Raw genomic sequence first — 19888 nt, forward strand, 5'->3', positions numbered from 1 at the left:
GAGAAATGAAAAACGTAGGAATCCGCTGCGCAGTGTTGCTCCTGACTCTCGCAGATTCACGCCGCACCCCGAATGATCACCCTGAGCGGGGAGATGTGCCGGGGTGGGTCATGATCACCCTCATGTCCGCTGTCCTGGTGGCAGCCCTCCTGGCGCTCGCCGGACCAGCGTTGGAGTCCATGTTCAACCAGGCGATGGACAAGGTGGGCAGCTAAGCCCATGCCACGTCCCGCCAAGGTAGCCAAAGGCGCCCCTGAACAGCCTGTATCGAGGGAACAAGGCTCGGCGGTGGTGGATTTTGTTTTGGTGGGAGGACTGCTCACCATGTTTTTCCTGGCGATCATCCAACTGGCGCTCGTGTTGCACGTGCGCAACACCTTAATTGATGCCGCCGCCTCGGGGGCCAGGTACGGAACCCTGGCGGACCGGGGAGCTGTCGACGCGGAAGAACGGACGCGTGCCCTCATTGTGACCGCGTTGAATCCTGGCTTTGCCGGCCAGGTCAGCACCACCGAAGTGACCGTGCAGGGATTGCGGACCCTGGAAGTGACCGTGCGGGCGCCGATGCCGGTCATTGGTCTGATCGGTCCGCGGGACATGCTGGAGGTGAAGGGACATGCCGCTGTGCAGCCCTGACATCCGGTGGCGCGTTCGTACCCGGCTGCGTGAGGCGCTCTGCATGAAAACGGATACTGCAAACGTGGCCATGCGAGACATACGGAAGGTATGGCCGGGAGACAAGCAAACCCTGCCACACGACGCAAGGCCGCAGAAGGGCGTGCATGAGCAGGGGAGCGCGGTTGTTGAGTTCACGTTCCTGGCGCTCTTACTGATGGTTCCCCTCGTGTACTTCATCATCACCGTGGGACAAATACAGGGTGGTTCGTTTGCCGTGGTTGGGGCAGCTGACCAGGCCGCGAAGGTGTACGTCGCCAAGCCCGACACATCGTCAGCCCAGGCAGCCGCCGAACAAGCGGTAGCCATTGCGCTGGCTGACTTTGGGCACCGGCCGGAGGAAGCCACGGTGGCTATCAGCTGCGACCCCGCCGACTGCCAGGCCGCGGGCACGGTGGTGACTGCAAACGTCAGGCTGGCAGTGCCCCTGCCATTTGTTCCTTTCCGTGACGGCCTCCGACTGTCCGCTACCGAGGTGGAGGCATCCGCAACCCAGGTGGTGGGAAGGTTCCGATGACGAAGAACGAAGACGGCCAGATGATGGTGATGATTTTGGGATACGTCGCGCTGGCCCTGCTCGTCACAACGGTTGTCATCGGTATCTCGGCCGTCTACCTCGAACACAAGCGGCTGCTGTCCCTCGCGGACGGCGCCTCGCTTGCGGCAGCGGACAGCTACACCCTGGGCGAAGTCGCAGCGCAGGGTGGGAGCCCGTCGGCAGTGCTCAATCCTGCGCGGGTGAGAAATGTGGCGGCGGACTTCGTGGCCAGGAGCCCGGCGTCGGAACGGTTTGATGACCTGGCGGTGGCGGGGACGACAGGAACACCGGACGGTTCTACCGCCGTCGTGGTTCTCACGGCGGCAGTCCACCCGCCGGTAGTGAACTTCCTGATACCTGCCGGAATCCCGATAGAAGCAACGTCCACCGCCCGTTCGCGGTTGACGCGCTGAAGAACAGCACGGGGCTGCTGCTGGCAGGCGGGACCGGAGCCTTTCGCCGGATAGCGTAGGCTTAAACAACCATGGCCAATATTGATTTTTCCGCTGAAATCCGCGCCCTTCGCGCCACGTACGATTCCATCGAGCGAGTCTCCGATGTGGAAACTCTGAAGGAAGACATCGCCGAACTGAGCGAGCGGGCGGGCGAACCGGACCTCTGGGATGACCCTGCAGCGGCACAGAAAATCACTTCCCGGCTGTCCCACCGGCAGTCCGAGCTTGAACGCCTCAACACGTTGGCTTCACGGATTGATGATCTCGAAGTCCTCGTGGAGCTGGGGCAGGACGAGGATGACGCCGCTTCCATAGGGGAGGCGGCCGCAGAACTTGAGTCCATCAAAAAGGCACTCAAGGAGCTCGAAGTCGTCACCCTGCTGTCGGGTGAGTACGACGAACGCGAAGCCGTGGTCTCCATCCGCGCAGGCGCCGGCGGTGTGGACGCCGCCGACTTCGCCGAGATGCTGATGCGCATGTACCTCCGCTGGGCCGAGCGGCATGGCTACCCCACCACGGTCATGGACACGTCCTATGCCGAAGAGGCAGGCCTGAAGTCGGCCACCTTCGAGGTCAAGGCGCCCTACGCCTTTGGCACCCTCAGCGTCGAAGCCGGAACCCACCGCCTGGTCAGGATCAGCCCGTTCGACAACCAGGGCCGGCGGCAGACGTCGTTTGCTGCCGTGGAGGTCATTCCGCTGATCGAGCAAACGGACTCCATCGAGATCCCGGACAACGAAATCCGCGTGGACGTCTTCCGGTCGTCCGGCCCCGGCGGGCAGTCGGTCAACACCACGGACTCCGCGGTCCGCCTCACCCACATTCCGACGGGCACCGTGGTGTCCATGCAGAACGAAAAATCGCAGCTGCAGAACCGCGCCGCGGCCATGCGCGTCCTGCAGTCCAGGCTCCTGCTTCTCAAGAAGGAACAGGAGGATGCCGAGAAGAAGGCACTGGCAGGTGATGTCAAAGCGTCCTGGGGCGACCAGATGCGCTCCTACGTCCTCAACCCCTACCAGATGGTTAAGGACCTCCGGACGGAACACGAGGTGGGGAACACCTCGGCCGTGTTCGACGGCGAAATCGACGATTTCATCGACGCCGGTATCCGCTGGCGCACCGATAACCGCAACGCGGAGAGTAAGTAGCCTTCGTTGAGAGGGTAACCGCAGTGGTGCCTGCGAGCGTTTGTCGCGACGAACCGTGCTGCAACCCGAGGTAAGAACGAGCGGCAGCACCATATGCGCTGCGCTGGGCGGTGCCCCCTAAAGGTGGGGCAGGCCCAGCGCTTCCAGCCGCTGTCCATTTCTTCGCTCCGTGGTCCGGAACGGGGCCCAGCCTAGGGTTGGGCGGAGGCCTTTTTACCTGTCAGGGTGTTCCAGCGTGCCTGCAGGCCCCATTTGGTGACGTTGATCATGGCTTCGACCACGATGTTGCCGCTCATCTTCGAGGCGCCGAGTTCGCGCTCCACGAAGGTGATGGGGCGTTCCTCGATGCGCAGGCCCATCCGTGCCACGCGCCACGCCAGGTCGACCTGGAAGCCGTAACCGACAGAGTCCACCTGGTCCAGGTTGAGTTTTTCCAGGGTAGTCCGGCGGAAGGCGCGGTATCCGCCGGTGACGTCCTTGATCTTCAGGCCGAGCATCAGGCGGGCGTAGGTGCTGCCCACCCGGGAAATGGCCTGGCGGTAGAGGGGCCAGTTCACCACGCGTCCGCCGGGCACCCAGCGGGAACCCATGGCAAGGTCTGCGCCCTGGTCGATGGCCTCCAGGAGCTGGGGCAGCTGCTCGGGCTGGTGGGATCCGTCCGCGTCCATTTCCACGAGCACGTCGTAGCCGGCATCCAGGCCCCACTTGAACCCGGCGATGTAGGCGGCGCCCAGTCCCTCCTTGCCCTTGCGGTGCAGGACGTGGACCTGGGAGTCCCCGGCCGCGATGGTGTCGGCGAGTTTGCCGGTGCCGTCAGGGCTGTTGTCATCCACTACCAGCACGTCCGAGGCCGGGACAGCAGACCGGAGCCGCTGGAGCGTCTTGGGCAGCGATTCCAGTTCGTTGTACGTGGGAATGATCGTAAGGACGCGCACAGAGGGCCTTTCCTGGAGGGAGCGGTCGGTGCACCTGGCGGCCAGCTAGCCGCCGGCAGGCGCAACTACCCATTATAGGAGCGAGTAAAGGCGGTCCGGAGAGTGCTGCGCTTCTCTCAGGAAGACATGCATGCACGAGGCTTCAATTTGTTCACTCTGGCACCTGGTTCCCGCGACACGCCCTCTGAAAGCCCGGTAAAACGCCGGGGTTCGTGCGTATAGTCGAGGGGCCGGGGCCCTACTTCCCCCAAACGAAAACCCGTGCACCGGCTGCAGAACTGGGCTGCATGTGAGAATCAGCCATGCCCTGCAGGGTACTTAGGGCCATGATCCGATTCGAAAATGTCACCAAGGTCTACGACCAGACAACCCGGCCTGCGCTGGACTCAGTCAACCTTGAGATCGACCGCGGCGAGTTCGCCTTCCTGGTCGGCGCGTCAGGGTCCGGCAAATCCACGTTCCTGCGCCTGGTGCTCAAGGAGGACCGCGCAACCTCCGGCGCTGTCTATGTCGCCGGCCAGAACGTTGCCAAGATCTCCAGCTGGCGCGTCCCCCGCCTAAGGCGCGGCATCGGCGTCGTCTTCCAGGACTTCCGGCTCCTTCCGCAGAAGAACGTCTTCGCCAACGTCGCATTCGCCATGCAGGTCATCGGCAAAAGCCGCAGCGTCATCCGGGACACCGTTCCCGAAGTCCTTAAGACCGTTGGTCTGGAGGGCAAAGAGCACCGCATGCCGCACGAACTGTCCGGCGGTGAGCAGCAGCGCGTTGCCATCGCCCGCGCCGTCGTCAACCGTCCGGGTATCCTGCTCGCCGATGAGCCCACCGGAAACCTGGATCCCACCACGTCCATGGGCATCATGGGCGTGCTGGACAAGATCAACCAGAACGGCACCACCGTGGTCATGGCCACGCACGACGACGACATCGTGAACGAAATGCGCAAACGCGTGGTTGAACTCAAGAACGGCGTCGTCATCCGTGACGAAGCCAAGGCACTTTACACCTCAATGATTCCCGTGGTGGGGCAGTCCCGCCGGCTCAAGGACGCCAGCGGCAGGGAAAACGCTGAAACGGGCGTCCCCGGCGAAGGTGAGGCACAGCGGTGAGGCTTGCATTCATCCTCAGCGAGATCGGCAGCGGACTCCGCCGCAACCTGTCCATGGTGGTCTCGGTCATCCTTGTCACCTTCGTGTCGCTCACCTTCGTGGGTGCAGCAGGAATGCTGCAGATGCAGATCAACCAGATGAAGGGCTACTGGTACGACAAAGTCCAGGTGGCCATCTTCCTGTGCAGTGAAGGTTCGACGGCGGCTGGCTGCGCGGGCGGGCCGGTCACCTCTGAACAGCAGGAAAGCCTGAACACCCTGCTGGAGTCGCCGGCGGTTGCACAGTACATCAACGACTTCCAGTTCGAGTCCAGGGAAGAGGCGTACAAGCACTTCAAGGACCAGTTCTCGAATTCACCCATCGTGGATTCCGTGACGCCGGACCAGCTGCCGGCATCATTCCGGATCAACATGAAGGATCCCCAGAAGTACGAGATCATCAGCGAGACCTTCTCCTCGCAGCCCGGCGTGGAAACGGTCATTGACCAGCGCCAGCTCCTTGAGCGGCTTTTCTCCGTCATGAACGGCGCCTCCCTTGTGGCGGTCAGCATCGCCGGCGTCATGATTGTCTGCGCCATCCTCCTGATCGCTACCACCATCAGGCTTTCCGCGTTCAGCCGCCGGCGGGAAACGGGCATCATGCGCCTGGTGGGCGCTTCGAAGACGGTGATCCAGCTGCCTTTCATCCTTGAAGGCGTGATCGCTGCCGTGATTGGCGCTGCCCTGGCCTCCGCCACGCTGTGGGCGGTGTCCCACTTCTTCCTTGGCGAGTTCATGTCCCGGCAGTACCCGGACACGGCCTTCATCTCCTCAGGCCAGACGCTGATCCTCGCACCGGCGCTGCTAATCCTTGGCGCATCCTTGGCTGGAATTTCGTCTCTCTTGACCTTGCGCAGATACCTTCGCGTCTAGGACCATGCAAACCGATCAAGGAATGCCCATGAACGTAACCGATCAGACCTCCGTGCGCGGACGCCGAACTGCCTCCCGCCGGTCAGGGGTCATCAGCGGCGTGCTTGCAGTCGTCCTCGCCGCCGGGCTCGCCTCATCCACACCGGTGGCTTTCGCAGACGAGCTTGAAGACAAGCAGGCAGCACTTGAGGCTGAGGCGGCGCGCGTCCAGCAGTCCCTGGAGTTCGTGGATTCCCGCATCGCAAAGGCAGCCAGCGACCTGGTGATGTACCAGGGCCAGCTGCCGGGTGCCCAGCAGGCACTCCTGGAAGCACAGGGCCGTGTGGCAGGTGCCGTTAAAGAGGTTGAAGCGCTTTCAGCTCGTGTGGACATGGCCCAGCAGAACAAGGCCAAGATCACCCAGCAGCTGGAAACGGATAAACAAAAGATCGCCGATACGAAGAAACTCATCGGCCAGATTGCCACGCAGGCCTACAAATCCGGGGGAGTCCCCTCCAACCTTTCGCTGTTCTTCGGCGACAACAACGGCGCCAGCCTCACGGAGACCATGGACCTGGCGGACCAGGCCATGCGCAGCCAAAACGCGGCAATGGACAAGTTGTCGCAGCAGAGTGCCACGAACGTGAACTCGGAAGCGCGACTGCAGGCGGTTGAGGCGGAGATTAAAGACCTCAAGGCCAAGGCGGATGCTGCCCTGGAAAGGGAAAAAGCTGCCCGGGATGAGGCAGCTGCCAAAAAGGAACAGGTCGACCAGCTGATCGCCGACACCACCCGGCTTGATGCAGAGTTGCAGGCTGCCAAGCCCGGAATTCAGGCGCAGCTGGCGGGCGTCCAGGCCAGCCAGAACGCGGTTGCCGCAGAAATTGAGGAGCGCGACCGGCGGTTGCGTGAGGCCTGGGAGGCCGAGCAGCGGAGGCAGGCAGAAGCAGCTGCGGCTGCTGCGGCTGCCGCCGCGGCCGCAGCAGCCGCTGCCAAGGGCCAGGCGCCCCCGCCGCCCCCGCCGGTGCAGTCCTTTATGCCCCCGGCCGGATCGCCGTCGGTCTTTGGCCTGCGGCATCCCTTCTCCGGCAACGTACCCATAACGTCCGGGTTCGGCTGGCGGGCTACCCCGCCGGGCACCATCGACTTCTACGGGCAGGGCGGCTACATGCACACGGGGCTCGATTTTGGAGCAGCCTGCGGCACGCCCGTCTACGCTGCAGCAGCAGGCGAGATCTTCAGCTCGGGCTGGAGTTCAGCAGACGGCGGCGGTTGGCGCGTCAAGATTTCCCACGGCCTGATGCAGGGCAACACCCTGAACACCATCTACTACCACAACGCCAGCATCGTGGTGTCGAACGGCCAGCGGGTCTCACAGGGCCAGCTCATCGCCTACTCCGGCAACACCGGCAATTCCACCGGCTGCCATGCCCACTTCGAAACCTGGCTCAATGGCGCTCCTGTTGACCCGATGGGGCTGCTGTAGGGGTTGATTGCCCTGCCGTACACTGGTATCACTCCGCGCCGAACCGGCCCGGAGGACAACGGATCTGAACCTGAGGAGCTTTCCCGTGCCTAAAGAAAGTGGCCGAAAAGTGGTGGCCACCAACCGCAAGGCCCGGCATGATTACCACGTGCTGGACACCTACGAGGCCGGCATCGCCCTGATGGGCACCGAAGTGAAGTCCCTGCGCGAGGGGCACGCCTCCATGGTGGACGGATTCTGCACCTTCTACAACGACGAGTTGTGGATGGAAGCCATCCACATTCCTGAGTACAACCAGGGCAGTTGGACCAACCACGCGGCACGGCGCCGCCGTAAGCTTCTGCTGCATCGCGAAGAACTCAACAAGATTTCGCACAAGGTCCGTGAATCGGGCTATACCATCGTCCCGCTGCAGCTGTACTTCGTTGATGGCAGGGCCAAGGTGGAGATCGGCGTTGCCCGCGGCAAGCGCGAGTATGACAAACGCCAGACCCTCCGGGAGCAGCAGGACAACCGCGAGGCGCAGCGGGAAATGCGGGAGCGCAACCGCCGCCGCTAGGCTGGAATGAATTGCCTGAAGGGTGAGTTATACTAGGTAGTCCGGCGGGCTTGCCCACCGGTTTGGTAACAAAATATGGGGATGATCGGTTTCGACGATGTTAGTCGCGACAGGTGAAGCGGGCCGAGGATGCAGAATTATCTCGTTAACGCTGTCTGCAAAAAAATAATCGCCGAATCAAAACGCGATAACTTCGCTCTCGCTGCCTAAGCAGCCTTAGCAAGTTCGTCAGCCCGGGGTTGCTATCGCCCCGGATGCTGGCGTCATTTAGATAGCCACTGCTGCTTACCCTCGTCATCGGGGTAAGCGGGACTCTTTGATGACTGGGCCCGGATCAGCCAGCTGTTTGCAGCATGGCTGGGGCCGAGAAAATCCGACGCAAACTGCGCCCGGAGAAGCCCTGACAACACGACATCGGACGGGGGTTCAATTCCCCCCATCTCCACCTTGGGAAACACCCCGGTCTTCGGACCGGGGTGTTTTTCTTTGCCCGCACGGTGCATCCACCTACCCGTTCACCAACGGCGTAGCGGGGACGGGACTACTACCCGTCCGCGGTTCGTTGACTCCGATAGGACCCGGACAGGTATTTCAGGGCGGCCGGGCGGCACAACCAGGAGGTGCGCCATGGACCAGGCGCGGGAGCCGGCTTTTCCCGAGTACGACGACGATGTGCTGGATTCGTACTCACAGACAGTCATGCGGGTGGCAGCAGCCGTCACTCCCCATGTGGCTGCCATCGAAATGACAGCGGCACGGCGCAACGGACGAGTGCGGGTGGGCGCAGGCTCGGCGGTGCTCTTCACGGAGGACGGCTACCTCCTCACCAATTCGCATGTGGTGGCAGGAACCCGGACCGGCCATGCAGTCTTTGCCGACGGCAGCCGCATGGAACTGGAACTGGTGGGCGCCGATCCCTTGTCCGATCTTGCAGTGGTGCACGGCAGGCGGGCCAAGTTGCCGCCGGCGGTATTCGGCGCGGCCGAATCCCTGCATGTTGGGCAGCTCGTTGTGGCGGTAGGTAACCCCCTGGGCCTGGCCGGTTCGGTGACGGCAGGCGTGGTCAGCGGCCTGGGCCGGGCCATTCCGGTATGGTCGGGCGGTAACCGGAGAGTCATCGAAGACGTCATCCAGACCGATGCAGCGCTGAACCCCGGTAATTCCGGCGGAGCGCTGGCCGATACGCACAGCCGGATCGTTGGCATCAACACCGCAGTGGCCGGTGCAGGACTGGGCCTGGCGATTCCCATCAACGCAACCACCCGCCGGATCATCTCCGCCCTGCTGTCCGACGGGCGGGTCAGACGGGCCTATCTGGGCCTGGTCAGCACGCCGATGCGGCTCAACCCCAGCGCGGTCATCAGGACTGGCCAGCGTGAAGGCCTGCGCATCGTTGAGGTATTGCCGGGATCACCAGCAGAGAAGGCAGGCCTTACAGCGGGTGATGTCCTCCTGACAGCCGGCGGACGCCCTGTCAGTGATGCCGAAAGCCTGCAGCGGCTGCTGTTTTCCGACGCCATCGGCGAACCGCTCGATGTTGCAGTGCTGCGGGACGGCGTGGAGCTCCACCTCGTGGCGGTTCCCGAGGAGATGTCCAGCAACGGCAACTGAGCTGCCCGGGACATTCCTAGTGGTGGTCCGGCGCCGCAACGTCCGCGATGCCTACAAAACGCGTGCCTACGCCGTCGAACTCGCTTCGAATGAAGCGGGCCTGGACGGGCGGCACGTCAGCAGGTGCGTGATGGCTGCACACGACATAGGTGAAGTCCGGCCACCACTTCTTGGGACGGGCCGCCTCCTCGTAGCCGCAGACGGCGCATTCCAGGTGGACCCAGACCGGACGCTTGCCCGTCCGGTTGGCACGTGACTGGACCAGCCACGGCGGCGGGTTGTCCAGGATTTCGCCCAGTTCTGCCTCCGTCATCCACTTCGGGAGGCCATGGCGCTGGGCCATTTCCATTGGTACATCCAGGGCAATTGCCGCGTCACGTCTGCTGATCATCAGAGTCAACCATACGCCTCGCTAAAGCCCGGCGGGCCGCAAGGAGCCGGGACACCAAGTATCCTTGAGAAGTAATCATTTTGGGCCGCAGCCCGGGTGTATTAACTTGATCCGTCTTCGCTGGTTAGGTCCGGTGCTATCGAGGCGGGTTTTGCATACCGTTGGCAGCCGCTTGTCTGCGTAGCGGACGCTGCCGCTCCTTCCTTTTTATCCTAGAGAGTCACATATGCTCATGCTCCCACTAGACCTGCGTAATTTTCTGTCCCGTAAGCGCAGCGTCTTCGCTATATGTGCAGGAGTGCATTTTCTTTCTTTCTTGTTTTTGATTCCGGATATCACTGCAGGGCAAGCAAACGGAGACGTTGTCTTGTATCGGGAATGGGTGTATCAAGGTCTTAACGAAGGCGTATGGCAGGGTATCGACGTTGCATGGGTTTATCCAATTGCGGCGATGGTTCCTATGGTCGTGGCATCGACCTTCGGGCATCACCTGTACATGCTCGGTTGGTTCGTACTTTGCGCCATACTCAATTTTTGTGCAGTGACGGTTCTGCTCCGAAGTAGGACGCTGCGGTTCGGGTGGCAGGCTGCTTACCTTTTTATCCTATTGATTCTTATTTTGGGACCGCTCGTATTCTCCCGTATCGACGGTATTTCTGCTCCTTTTGTTGTTATGGGTCTTGTCGTTGCAGCAACCAGGCCAGCGGTTGCGTCGCTGCTGCTCTCTCTTGCGACCTGGATCAAAGTATGGCCCGCCGGGGTTGTCATGGCGCTGGTTCTATCCAGCAAGGCTCGGTTGCGAGTCCTTATAGCCGGAATCGGCGTGTCTGCAATCATGGTCATGGCCGTCGTGTTGGGTGGCGGCGCTCGAAACCTTCTGGGCTTTATACAGGCGCAGGGAGACCGAGGTATGCAGTTAGAGGCGCCCCTAACCACTCCTGGTCTCTGGCAGGCTGTACTTCGACAGGGCACGTACATCTACCCGAATACTGATATAGACACGATGGAGATACGCGGCTCACTTGCAGATCAAATGAGCGCAATACTTAATCCGCTGCTCATGATTAGCGTTTTCGGTATAGCTCTTCTCATTTTCGTGGGAGTCAGACGTGACGCGAATCGGCAGGACCTCTTTATGGTCGGTGGTCTCGCCCTGGTTATGGCAATGATCGTGTTCAATAAAGTTGGATCCCCGCAGTTCATGATATGGCCAGCGGCCGTAATATGCGCTGCCGCCGCATTTCGCGGGCGCGAATGGACGATACCCGTAGTTCTGATGGTTCCCATTTGTGGTCTCACGACCCTTATTTATCCGCTCCTATATCCGCAACTTCTTGCCTCACTCAATCCAGGCGTAGCTGCCCTACTGACGATCCGAAACATTCTGCTGCTAATCATGTTCTGTTGGTCGTTGCTGAAGTTGTGGAAGGTGATGGGTGGTGCGAAGTTCAGTAGCTCGGTAGGAATCGAACGCAGCGCAGCGGAAGGGCACCCTATGGCACGGCCTATCGATTAGTCCACTGCCGCTCCGCAGCCCGGCGCAGGCTCCAGACTGATCAACGACACATTGCGCGAGCTGCAGCCTGCCACGAGGAATCAGAAGAGCGTTAGGGTTGGACATTGAAGACCTCCATGCGTGGAATTGGACTCTAGTCAAGCCCCACTCCACCCGGAGGTCTTCCTTATCTCACCCAACACGCCAGTGTCACTAACGTGCGTGGTTAATCCAGCTATGCTGCCAGCGCGATGCCCCCCGCTGCAGCTGCAAAGCCCAGGGCCAGGTTTGCCACGATGTTCAGAGCTGCGGAACCGAAGCGTGCTTCACTCAGCAGCCGCACGGTGGCGGTGGTCCACGAGCTGAAGGTTGTCAGTCCTCCAGCCAGGCCCGTGGCAAGTCCGGCGTGCCACTCGTCCGGCAGTCCCAGCCGCCCGGTCAGGCCAAAGGACACCCCGATGATGAGGCACCCCAGCACGTTCACCAGCAGCGTAGCCCAAGGCCAGTGCAGCCTTTCCTGCCCTCCAGCCGTCCGGACGCTGCGGGTGGACAGGTGATGCGCGAACCAGCTGTCGATGGCGAAGCGCAGCAGTGAGCCCAGGACGCCGAAGATTCCCACCAGCGCGGCAGCGGTCATGGCCTGCCGCCCGCAGCGTCAGCCTCCGATGTCCGGGGGAGCAGCCTGCCCACACGCCACCCGAGGCCGGCAGCCCCCAGTCCGAGGAGCAGTGAGAGCGCCAGGTAGGCAACCCAGACGGGATGCTGGCCTGCCCGGGCCAGTTGATCCACCGCGAACACCACGGCAGAAAACGTGGTGAAGGAGCCCAGCAGTCCGGGGCCCAGCCCCGCGCGCAGCCAGGACGCTGTCCCCGGCCGGGCCATCCAGGCCGTCGATAACGCCGCCAGCACAAAGCTTCCGGCGGCATTGATCCAGAGCGTCGCCCAGGGTATTGATCCGGGAATCTCGGGAAAGGCCAGCCCCAGGCAATAGCGGAGTTCACTGCCCACCAGGCCACCGGCGGCCACCGCAAGCCAGGCCCGCGCAGACGGCATTCCCGAAGGGCTCATCCTGCCGGTTGCATCTCAGCCGTCCGACAGGGTGCAGCCGGGATGCGGCTGGTCGCTGTGGACCCACAGGGCCGAGGTAATCTCGTCGGCCAGGTCGTAGTCCCGGGCCCGGCCGGAGTTGCGGATGCGCACCACCAGCGCACCGCCGAACGGCCGTCGCCCCACCACCTCAACCTCGGCGTCGAGGTCTATCTCCTCCGCGGACAGATAGCGGAGCAGATCCGGGTTGTCGTCGCTGATCCGGGTGATCCTGCCGGTATGGCCCTTGTCCAGCTCACCCATCAGGTGGGCCCGGGGCATCAGAACCTTGCCGTCGGCAGTGGGAATCGGGTCACCGTGCGGATCGCGGCTGGGGTCGCCCAGCCTGGCGGCGACCCGCTGAATGAACGTGTCGGAGACGGCGTGCTCCAGCAGTTCAGCTTCATCGTGGACTTCGTCCCAGCTGTAGCCCAGCTGCTGCACCAGGTACGTTTCGATCAGCCGGTGGCGCCGGACCATGGACAGGGCCAGCCGCAGGCCGGTATCGGTCAGCGTGATGGCACTGTACGGTTTATGGTCAACAAGGCCCTGGTCCTTGAGCTTGCGGACCATCTCCGACACCGAAGAGTTGGCCACCCCCAGCCGCTGGGCAAGCTGGGAGGACGTGATGGGCTTGTCCTGCCATTCAGTGAATGAGTAGATGACCTTGACGTAGTCCTCGATGGAGGAGGAGGGCGCGCTGGTCTTCACAGGACCAAGCCTACCGGGTGCCGGTGGACCGCAACGGCGACGTTCTTCATGCTTTGACGGCCCGCCACGACAGGGTCAGGTACGGCAATTCCAGGTCCTCATCGTCGGCATGGCCCAGGTGCTCATGCAGGTACCAGTCAAGGTTGGCGAGGACCTTGGCCCGGGTGGCTTCGCCGGCGCGAAGATAGTAGCTGCGGGATTTGGTGAGCTCCATCAGATCCCTGGTGCTGACAACGTCCTGCCAGTGCGTCACATGGCCTTCAAGGTGTCTGAATTGGGGGCCCATCACGGGCCGGTGGTCCGGCTTGTACACGTCCCCTGCATGCATGATGCGGGAGAGTCGGTGAACCCACGGGACGGACGTGTCCAGCTGGTTCCAGACCAGCCCGAGCGTTCCGTGCGGGCGGAGGACACGGGCCAGTTCCGTGCTCGCCGCGAGGGGATCGCACCAGTGCCAGGCCTGGGCAACGGTGACGACGTCGAACGCCGCCGCCGGAAGGCCCGTCGCCTCGGCGGTGCCGAGGACAGCCGTGGTGTCTGGATAGTGAGCCGTCAGCTGTCCGAGCATGTCTGCGGATGGATCGACGGCGGTCACGGCTAACCCAGCGGCCAGCAGGAGTTCGGTGAATTTGCCGGTGCCGGCGCCAACGTCCAGCGCGTCACGGGCCCCGGCCGGAACGAGCCATTGCGCCGATTCCGCAGGATACCCGGGCCGGACCCGCTGGTAATGCTTGCCGCCGTCCTGGAAGCTCTGGCCGAGCTCCCGGCGCCGCCCATGATCAAGCCTGGGGCCACCCCGAACCACCTGCGGCCTCCTTCACTAATGCCCTGCGATATCCTCCGAATTTACCGCATCCGGGTCCGGCAGCAGGGCACGGCCGGTCAGCCGCTGGCGACGGTCAGTCGTCAATGCAGGGAGCAGCCCCCGCGGTTCCCGGCGTGTTCGGAGCCCAGTGCGGGTAGGTGCGGGTGTCGTTCGCGGGAACCCAGCGGCCGGCGTCCACCACGTAGTCCCAGCCCAGCCCGTCGCGGCGGAGTTTGGCGATGCCTGCCAGGAGCCGCTCGGCATCCTCGAGCCGGGAACCGAGGCCGAAGCTGGCACGAAGGGACCCCGAGGGCAGCCCCAGCCGCTTCAGCAGGGGATGCGCGCAGAAGCGCCCGTCCCGCAGCCCCACCCCGTGCTCAGCGGAAAGGTACGCGGCAACGAGCCCTGCGTCGTAGCCCTCGACGGAAAAGTTGACCACGCCAATGGTGTCCGTGTCCGCGTTGGTGTCCTTGAAGATCTGGTGGACCGTGACGCCGTCGATGTCCTGCAGGCCTTCCACCAGGAACGAGCGGATGGCGGACTCGTGCGCGTGCCAGCGGTCCTGGTCCAACCCGGCGATGACCTGGGTGGCGCGGGCAAGGGTGGCCGCGCCCAGGACGTTGGGGGAGCCGCCCTCGTGGCGGGCCGGGCCCGTTGCCCAGCTGACGCCGTCGAGCCTTGCTTCCTTGACGGCGCCGCCGCCGGCAAGGTGTGGAACACCGGCGTCGAGCCAGTCAGGACGTCCCACCAGGACACCGGCGCCGAAGGGCGCGTAGAGCTTGTGCCCGGAGAACGCGACGTAGTCGACGTTGTCCGCGCTGATGTCAATGCGGCGGTGCGGCGCCAGCTGGGCGGCATCCACCACGATCCGTGCGCCGTGCTGGTGGGCGAGCGTTGCCAGGGCGCGGACGGGAAGGATCTCGCCGGTGACGTTGGAGGCACCGGTGATTGCCAGCAGGCTCACGCCGCCCTGCTCCAGCTCAGCGCGGACGGCCTCGATGGTTCCCGCGATGGTGTCGGCGGCAACAATGCTGCGGTGGGGCACTCCCTGCCAGGGCAGCAGGTTGGCGTGGTGCTCGATGTCCAGGTACAGGACGTCACCGGCATGGCGTCCGTCAGCGACGGGCAGGCAGCCGGCCAGCAGGTTGAGGGAGTCCGTGGTGTTCCTGGTGAAGATGACGGAATCGTCCGGCCGGCCGCCCACGAAATCGCGGACGATGCTGCGGGCGTTCTCGTACACGGAGGTGCTGATTTGCGACGCGTACCCGGCGCCGCGGTGGACGCTGGCGTAGTACGGCAGGATCTCGTTGAGGTAGGCGGACACCACCGAGAGGGCGGGGGCAGATGCGCCATAGTCGAGGTTGGCATACCGCACATGCCCGCCGGCGATCAGCGGCGCCTGGATTTCTGCGCCGGTGACGGCGGCGAGGGGACGGCCGGCGATCGCCTGGCGCGCGTCGAGGGCCGCTGCAGCTTCGGTGGTGGTGGCGGCGTTGGGGGAGACGGTGGCAGTTGTCACAGAGACCTCACTTCAAAACAGGACTCCGGCATAGAGGAATCCGCGCTTGCCGCATCCGCTCCGGACCGGCCTGGTCGTCACCCGGGGCACCCCACCGCGAATGGAGGGTTGCCGGCCAGCAAACCGGGGTTTTGCGCTGGCACTCGTGACCTGGTTAAGAGCGTAGAACATGGGGCGGCCAGGTTCGAAGCCGGCGCAACTGTTAAGGCTTTTGTTACGCGCCGTCGCGAAAGGCGTTTCCAGCCGAAGAAAACGACGGCGGGCGCCGCCTTTCGGGGGCGCCCGCCGTCGATTCTTCGGTCAGGTGGTGTTGGGGCCGGAGTCAGAGAAGGTCGTCGAGGCCCGGGTTCAACCGCTGCAGCACCTCGGAGTGCAGGATGGAGTTGGTGGCCAGGGCGTTGCCGCCGAACGGACCGTCCTCGCCCTCCAGCGACGTGAAGCGGCCGCCCGCCTCCACCACGATCGGTACCAGGGCCGCCATGTCGTAGAGGTTGAGCTCGGGTTCGCAGGCGATGTCCACCGACCCTTCGGCCACCATGCAGTATGACCAGAAGTCGCCAAATGCCCGGGTCCGCCAGACGTCCTCGGTCAGGCCGAGGAACTCGTCAAGGTTTCCGCGTTCCTTCCATCCGCCCAGGCTCGAATATGACAGTGAAGCGTCGGACAGGCTGGAGACGTCGGACACCCGCAACCGGGTGGCCGCGGCAAGTGAACGGCCCATGTAGGCGCCCATGCCCTTGGCCGCCCACCATCGCTTGCCCAGTGCCGGGGCACTGACCACGCCAACTACCGGCTCGCCCTCGTCAACGAGGGCAATAAGGGTGGCCCACACGGGCACGCCGCGGACAAAATTCTTGGTGCCGTCGATGGGATCGATGATCCACCTGCGCGAGCCGTGGCCGGTGCTGCCAAACTCCTCACCGAGTACTGCATCCCGTGGACGGGAACGGGAGAGCTGGCCGCGGATGGCTTCCTCCGCTGCCTTGTCCGCATCGGTGACCGGCGTCAGGTCAGGCTTGGTCTCCACGTGGAGGTCCAGTGCCTTGAAGCGGCTCATGGTCTGGTCATCCACGGAGTCGGCCAGGACATGGGCCAGGCGCAGGTCATCGTTGTAGCTCGAAGCGGGTTGGATCATGGTTCCAAACTACCGTCTGCGGGCGGTTCTGCTGGGAGATCGGCGTTGTCAGTTGACGCTGCCGAGCTCCTTGGTCTCCTGCGCTTCCATGCGCGGATCCGCTCCGAGGAGCCTCCGCAGGGACGCAAGCCGGGCTTCACCGGTGGGACCCGCATGGCCTCCGGCCACCCAGGCGTCCAGGCCGCAGTCCACCGCCGTGGCAGTGTGCTTGCAGCCGCGTTCGCAGTCATCGATGCCCGGCGAAAGGTCCGGGAAGGACCGCAGGATCCGGTCCGGATCCACGTGCGCCAGTCCGAAGGACCGGATGCCCGGGGTGTCGATGATCCAGCTGCCGGGAGGGGCGTCCGCAAGCCGCAGAGCCAGGGCCGACGACGATGTGTGCCGGCCCCGCCCGGTCACCGCATTCACTCCGCCGGTGGCCCTTTCCGCACCCGTAAGCGCGTTGACCATGGTGGACTTCCCGACGCCGGAGTGCCCCAGCATGACCGTGACCTTCCCGTCGAGGTGGGCCCTGAGTTCGGCGACCGCTGCGCTGTCCAGCCGGGCGGACAGTCCGTCGTCGGACCGCGCATCGATGCCGGACGCCTTCATATCGGCGGTGCGGCTGATGATCACCGGGAAGTCCAGGTGCGTGTAGTTGGACAGCAGCTCCGCCGGGTCCTTGACGTCGGCCTTGGTGACGAGCAGGATCGGCTCGATGCCGGCGTCGTATGCTGCCACCAGCGCCCGGTCGATGAAGCCGGTGCGCGGCTCGGGATTGGCTGCCGCCACCACGATCACCAGCTGGTCCGCGTTGGCCACCACGGCCCGCTCCACAGGGTCGGTGTCATCGGCGCTGCGCCGCAGGAGGGTCTTCCGGTCCTGGATTTTCACCAGCCGGGCCAGGGTATCGGGTTCGCCGGAGACGTCCCCCACCAGTGAAACGAAGTCACCGGCCACCACGGGGGAGCGCCGCAGCTCGCGGGCCCGCGCGGCAATCACCGTGCGTTCGTTGCCGGAATCTTCGCCCACCACGGCGGTGTAGCGGCCCCGGTCCACGGTGATGATGCGGCCCGTGACGGCGTCGTCATGGCTGGGCCGGTCCTTCGTGCGGGGCCGGGAGCCCTTCTTGCTGGGCCGGATGCGGACGTCCGATTCGTCCCACGAGTCAGTTCGCCGCGCCACCGCTGGAACCTTCCGCCCCGGCGTCGGCCTCCTTTTCGGATGCGCCGCCCTGGGCAAGCATGTCCGCCCACAGCCGCGGGAAATCAGGCATGGTCTTCGCCGTGGTGGCAATATCCTCCACCTGCACGCCTTCGACAGCCAGGCCCAGGATGGCCCCCGCGGTCGCCATGCGGTGGTCCGCATAGCTGCGTACGACGCCGGCGTGCAGCCGTGCGGGGCGGATGACCAGGCCGTCGCTGGTCTCCTCGGCGTCACCGCCAAGGCGGTTGATCTCTGTCACCAGCGCGGCCAGGCGGTCCGTCTCGTGTCCGCGCAGGTGGGCAATGCCGCTCAGCCGGGAGGGGCCGGTGGCCAGGGCGCACAGTGCCGCCACTGTGGGCGCCAGCTCGCTGGTATCGGCGAAGTCGGCGCCCTTGATCTCCGGACCGCCGGTGACCGTCAGGACGCCGTCCGACAGCGTCACCTCGGCGCCCATCTCGGCCAGGATGCTGCGCCAGAGGTCACCCACCTGCTGTGTCTGCTCAGGCCAGCCCGGGATCCGGACCGTTCCGCCCGAAGCCAGTGCTGCCGCGAGGAACGGCCCGGCATTCGAAAGGTCCTGCTCAATCCGCTGGTCAAAAGCGCGGATGGGCCCCGGTGAGACAACCCAGTGGTTGGGGACTGAATCATCAACGGACACGCCGGCGCCACGGAGGACGGCGACCGTCATGTTGATGTGGTCCAGGCTGGGCACCGGCTTGCCCACGTGCTCCAGGTGGAGGCCCTCGGTGAACCGTGCCCCCACCAGCAGAAGCGCGGAGACAAACTGGGAGGAAGCGCTCGCGTCGATGACCAGGTGACCGCCGCGGACTTCTCCGGTGCCTTCCACCACGAACGGCAGAGACGCCGGGGCGCCGCCGCCTTCCGCGGATACGCCTACCCCCAGCGCCTTGAGCGCTTCGATGATGGTTCCCATAGGCCGCTTGCGGGCGTGCGGATCGCCGTCGAACACGCTGTCCCCGTTGCGGAGGGCGGCGAGCGGCGGGACGAACCGCATCACCGTGCCCGCGAGGCCGCAGTCGATCCTGGTGAGGGGCGCAGCCGTGTCCTCTCCCAGCGGAACCACCTCGAGGTCCGGCCCAAAGGCGCCGTCACCGGGAACTTCAGTGATGCGGGCACCGAGCTGGCGGAGGGCCTCGATCATCAGGGCCGAGTCGCGGGAGTGCAGGGGTGCCCGCAGGCGGGACGGGCCATCGGCCAGCGCCGCGAGGACGAGGTACCTGTTGGTCAGTGATTTCGAACCGGGAACCGTGACGGTGGCATCAACGGGCCGCGAGGCGAAAGGCGCGGGCCAATGGGGGACAGGAGCTCCGGAGTCGTCCCGGGTGGCGGCTGCAGCGGTCATTCGTGCTTATGCCCCCGTGGCCTGTTCCACGGCGCGGCGCACGGCCTTGTCCGCTTTGGACAGCTTCTTGTTCGTGGTCTTCCTGGCATCCGCAGCAAAGTGCGAGGCGCCCTTCCGGGCATCGGCGGCCAGGTGCTCGGCGCGCCAGGCCAACCCCGGCTTGCCTGCGGTGTCCACGGAGGCAAGCAGGGCGCCGCCGCTCAGGGACAGGTTCTTCAGCAGCTGGTTGCGGCGCGTCTCGCGGCCTTCCTTGCTGCTGATGTCCGCGCTGCGCCATTCGACGAAGGTGTTGAGCAGGGAAATGACCGTCAGCAGGGTGGCCGAAAGCCTGGAGAACTTGCCCAGCCCAAACAGGACGCCTGCGCCCACCTGCGTTCCGCCGATGACCCGGGCAAGCATCTTCTCGTCAGCCTGGAACGGCAGAGATGCCGCGGCCTTGCGGAGTAGGGGGGAGAGCTGCTGCGCCGTATCGTCAGCGTTCTTGAGCTTATCCACGCCGGCAAGAACGAAACTGGAAGCCAGCATGGGCCGGGCGAGCGTGCGGACAAAGGACATGGATTTCCTCCTGGATGGACGAACCGCGTCGTGAACGGCGGAGTCCGTCCTAGTCTTGCACTTTTGGGGAATATTTGCCCAAGGGCAGGGGTTATGCCAAACGGGTCCGCGAAGGTCGGGTCACGAGTCAAAGTGCGAAAACAATGAGCGGAGCTGGGCCTTGAGGCGGGTGTTGGACGGAATCGAAGCGGCAGGCCCCGTGGCAGTGAGTTCCCTGGAGGTGGAACCTCCGGAGTATGG

At 64.3% G+C, this 19888-nt stretch carries 22 protein-coding genes, 1 other RNA gene and 1 riboswitch; of the genes, 12 read left to right on the forward strand and 11 right to left on the reverse strand.

Going from position 1 to position 19888, the window contains the following annotated elements:
* The first annotated feature begins 5 nt into the window (after nucleotides 1-5).
* The 5 genes from AC5RWA_RS14525 to prfB all read left to right on the forward strand — a co-directional run bounded on the left by AC5RWA_RS14525 (nucleotide 6) and on the right by prfB (nucleotide 2816).
* Nucleotides 6-215, forward strand: a complete 210-nt coding sequence (locus AC5RWA_RS14525) for a hypothetical protein (RefSeq protein WP_079597618.1) — start codon at nucleotides 6-8, stop codon at nucleotides 213-215.
* 4 nt (nucleotides 216-219) lie between these two features.
* A complete protein-coding gene (locus tag AC5RWA_RS14530) occupies nucleotides 220-636 on the forward strand; it encodes a TadE family protein (RefSeq protein ID WP_079597619.1) in 417 nt (138 codons plus the stop codon).
* Nucleotides 637-679: 43 nt separating this feature from the next.
* Entirely contained in the window at nucleotides 680-1192 is a 513-nt protein-coding gene (locus AC5RWA_RS14535) for a hypothetical protein (protein WP_254865574.1), read from the forward strand.
* On the forward strand, nucleotides 1189-1626 hold the full coding sequence (locus AC5RWA_RS14540; RefSeq protein ID WP_494058103.1) for a pilus assembly protein TadG-related protein: 438 nt from the start codon (nucleotides 1189-1191) through the stop codon (nucleotides 1624-1626). Before AC5RWA_RS14535 ends, AC5RWA_RS14540 begins: the two co-directional genes overlap by 4 nt.
* Nucleotides 1627-1697: 71 nt before the next feature.
* Entirely contained in the window at nucleotides 1698-2816 is a 1119-nt protein-coding gene (gene prfB, locus AC5RWA_RS14545) for a peptide chain release factor 2 (RefSeq protein WP_494058104.1), read from the forward strand.
* A gap of 191 nt (nucleotides 2817-3007) precedes the next feature.
* Here prfB and AC5RWA_RS14550 read toward each other — a convergent pair whose 3' ends face one another.
* Complete coding sequence (locus AC5RWA_RS14550; protein ID WP_079597621.1) at nucleotides 3008-3751, reverse strand: polyprenol monophosphomannose synthase; 744 nt, start codon at nucleotides 3749-3751, stop codon at nucleotides 3008-3010.
* Between the two features lie 326 nt (nucleotides 3752-4077).
* Between AC5RWA_RS14550 and ftsE the strand changes: the two genes are divergently transcribed.
* The 6 genes from ftsE (at nucleotide 4078) to AC5RWA_RS14580 (ending at nucleotide 9403) form a co-directional block, all read left to right on the forward strand.
* Nucleotides 4078-4857, forward strand: a complete 780-nt coding sequence (gene ftsE / locus AC5RWA_RS14555; protein ID WP_494058105.1) for a cell division ATP-binding protein FtsE — start codon at nucleotides 4078-4080, stop codon at nucleotides 4855-4857.
* Nucleotides 4854-5768 (forward strand): permease-like cell division protein FtsX, encoded by a 915-nt coding sequence (gene ftsX / locus AC5RWA_RS14560; RefSeq protein ID WP_494058106.1) that lies wholly within the window; start codon nucleotides 4854-4856, stop codon nucleotides 5766-5768. Before ftsE ends, ftsX begins: the two co-directional genes overlap by 4 nt.
* 28 nt (nucleotides 5769-5796) lie before the next feature.
* On the forward strand, nucleotides 5797-7233 hold the full coding sequence (locus AC5RWA_RS14565; RefSeq protein ID WP_494058107.1) for a peptidoglycan DD-metalloendopeptidase family protein: 1437 nt from the start codon (nucleotides 5797-5799) through the stop codon (nucleotides 7231-7233).
* An 85-nt stretch (nucleotides 7234-7318) separates the two neighbouring features.
* Complete coding sequence (smpB, locus tag AC5RWA_RS14570) at nucleotides 7319-7792, forward strand: SsrA-binding protein SmpB (RefSeq protein ID WP_079597625.1); 474 nt, start codon at nucleotides 7319-7321, stop codon at nucleotides 7790-7792.
* Between the two features lie 77 nt (nucleotides 7793-7869).
* Nucleotides 7870-8240, forward strand: a transfer-messenger RNA (tmRNA) gene (gene ssrA, locus AC5RWA_RS14575).
* Nucleotides 8241-8419: 179 nt separating this feature from the next.
* Nucleotides 8420-9403, forward strand: a complete 984-nt coding sequence (locus tag AC5RWA_RS14580) for a S1C family serine protease (protein WP_494058108.1) — start codon at nucleotides 8420-8422, stop codon at nucleotides 9401-9403.
* A gap of 16 nt (nucleotides 9404-9419) precedes the next feature.
* On the opposite strand, the gene AC5RWA_RS14585 is transcribed toward AC5RWA_RS14580, so the two are convergent.
* Nucleotides 9420-9794 carry a hypothetical protein gene (locus AC5RWA_RS14585; protein WP_494058109.1) on the reverse strand — a complete coding sequence of 125 codons (375 nt, stop codon included), beginning with the start codon at nucleotides 9792-9794 and terminating at the stop codon, nucleotides 9420-9422.
* A gap of 226 nt (nucleotides 9795-10020) precedes the next feature.
* On the opposite strand from AC5RWA_RS14585, the gene AC5RWA_RS14590 reads away from it, so the two are divergent.
* A complete protein-coding gene (locus AC5RWA_RS14590) occupies nucleotides 10021-11310 on the forward strand; it encodes a glycosyltransferase 87 family protein (protein WP_494058110.1) in 1290 nt (429 codons plus the stop codon).
* A 214-nt stretch (nucleotides 11311-11524) separates the two neighbouring features.
* Here the strand turns inward: AC5RWA_RS14590 and AC5RWA_RS14595 are convergent, their stop codons facing one another.
* From AC5RWA_RS14595 to AC5RWA_RS14635, 9 genes are all read right to left on the reverse strand, one after another.
* Nucleotides 11525-11926: a fluoride efflux transporter FluC gene (locus AC5RWA_RS14595; RefSeq protein ID WP_494058111.1), complete on the reverse strand. Its 402-nt coding sequence runs from the start codon at nucleotides 11924-11926 to the stop codon at nucleotides 11525-11527.
* Complete coding sequence (locus tag AC5RWA_RS14600; RefSeq protein WP_494058112.1) at nucleotides 11923-12357, reverse strand: fluoride efflux transporter FluC; 435 nt, start codon at nucleotides 12355-12357, stop codon at nucleotides 11923-11925. The genes AC5RWA_RS14595 and AC5RWA_RS14600 overlap by 4 nt, the downstream gene beginning before the upstream one ends.
* Nucleotides 12358-12372: 15 nt before the next feature.
* Nucleotides 12373-13086, reverse strand: coding sequence for a metal-dependent transcriptional regulator (locus AC5RWA_RS14605; RefSeq protein WP_494058113.1), 714 nt, complete (start codon nucleotides 13084-13086; stop codon nucleotides 12373-12375).
* A 46-nt stretch (nucleotides 13087-13132) separates the two neighbouring features.
* Nucleotides 13133-13891, reverse strand: a complete 759-nt coding sequence (locus tag AC5RWA_RS14610; RefSeq protein WP_494058114.1) for a class I SAM-dependent methyltransferase — start codon at nucleotides 13889-13891, stop codon at nucleotides 13133-13135.
* 94 nt (nucleotides 13892-13985) lie between these two features.
* On the reverse strand, nucleotides 13986-15410 hold the full coding sequence (locus tag AC5RWA_RS14615) for an aminotransferase class V-fold PLP-dependent enzyme (RefSeq protein ID WP_494058115.1): 1425 nt from the start codon (nucleotides 15408-15410) through the stop codon (nucleotides 13986-13988).
* 37 nt (nucleotides 15411-15447) lie between these two features.
* A riboswitch (SAM riboswitch) is annotated at nucleotides 15448-15561 on the reverse strand.
* A 171-nt stretch (nucleotides 15562-15732) separates the two neighbouring features.
* Nucleotides 15733-16545 carry a histidinol-phosphatase gene (gene hisN / locus AC5RWA_RS14620; RefSeq protein WP_079597633.1) on the reverse strand — a complete coding sequence of 271 codons (813 nt, stop codon included), beginning with the start codon at nucleotides 16543-16545 and terminating at the stop codon, nucleotides 15733-15735.
* 48 nt (nucleotides 16546-16593) lie between these two features.
* The gene (gene rsgA / locus AC5RWA_RS14625) at nucleotides 16594-17709 is read right to left on the reverse strand and encodes a ribosome small subunit-dependent GTPase A (RefSeq protein WP_115525063.1); all 1116 of its coding nucleotides are present in this window, start codon (nucleotides 17707-17709) and stop codon (nucleotides 16594-16596) included.
* Nucleotides 17693-19093: a 3-phosphoshikimate 1-carboxyvinyltransferase gene (aroA, locus tag AC5RWA_RS14630; protein ID WP_494058116.1), complete on the reverse strand. Its 1401-nt coding sequence runs from the start codon at nucleotides 19091-19093 to the stop codon at nucleotides 17693-17695. Before aroA ends, rsgA begins: the two co-directional genes overlap by 17 nt.
* 6 nt (nucleotides 19094-19099) lie before the next feature.
* Nucleotides 19100-19648, reverse strand: coding sequence for a DoxX family protein (locus AC5RWA_RS14635; RefSeq protein WP_115525061.1), 549 nt, complete (start codon nucleotides 19646-19648; stop codon nucleotides 19100-19102).
* Nucleotides 19649-19888: the final 240 nt, after the last annotated feature.

The organism is Arthrobacter sp. 210 2, assembly GCF_059093025.1.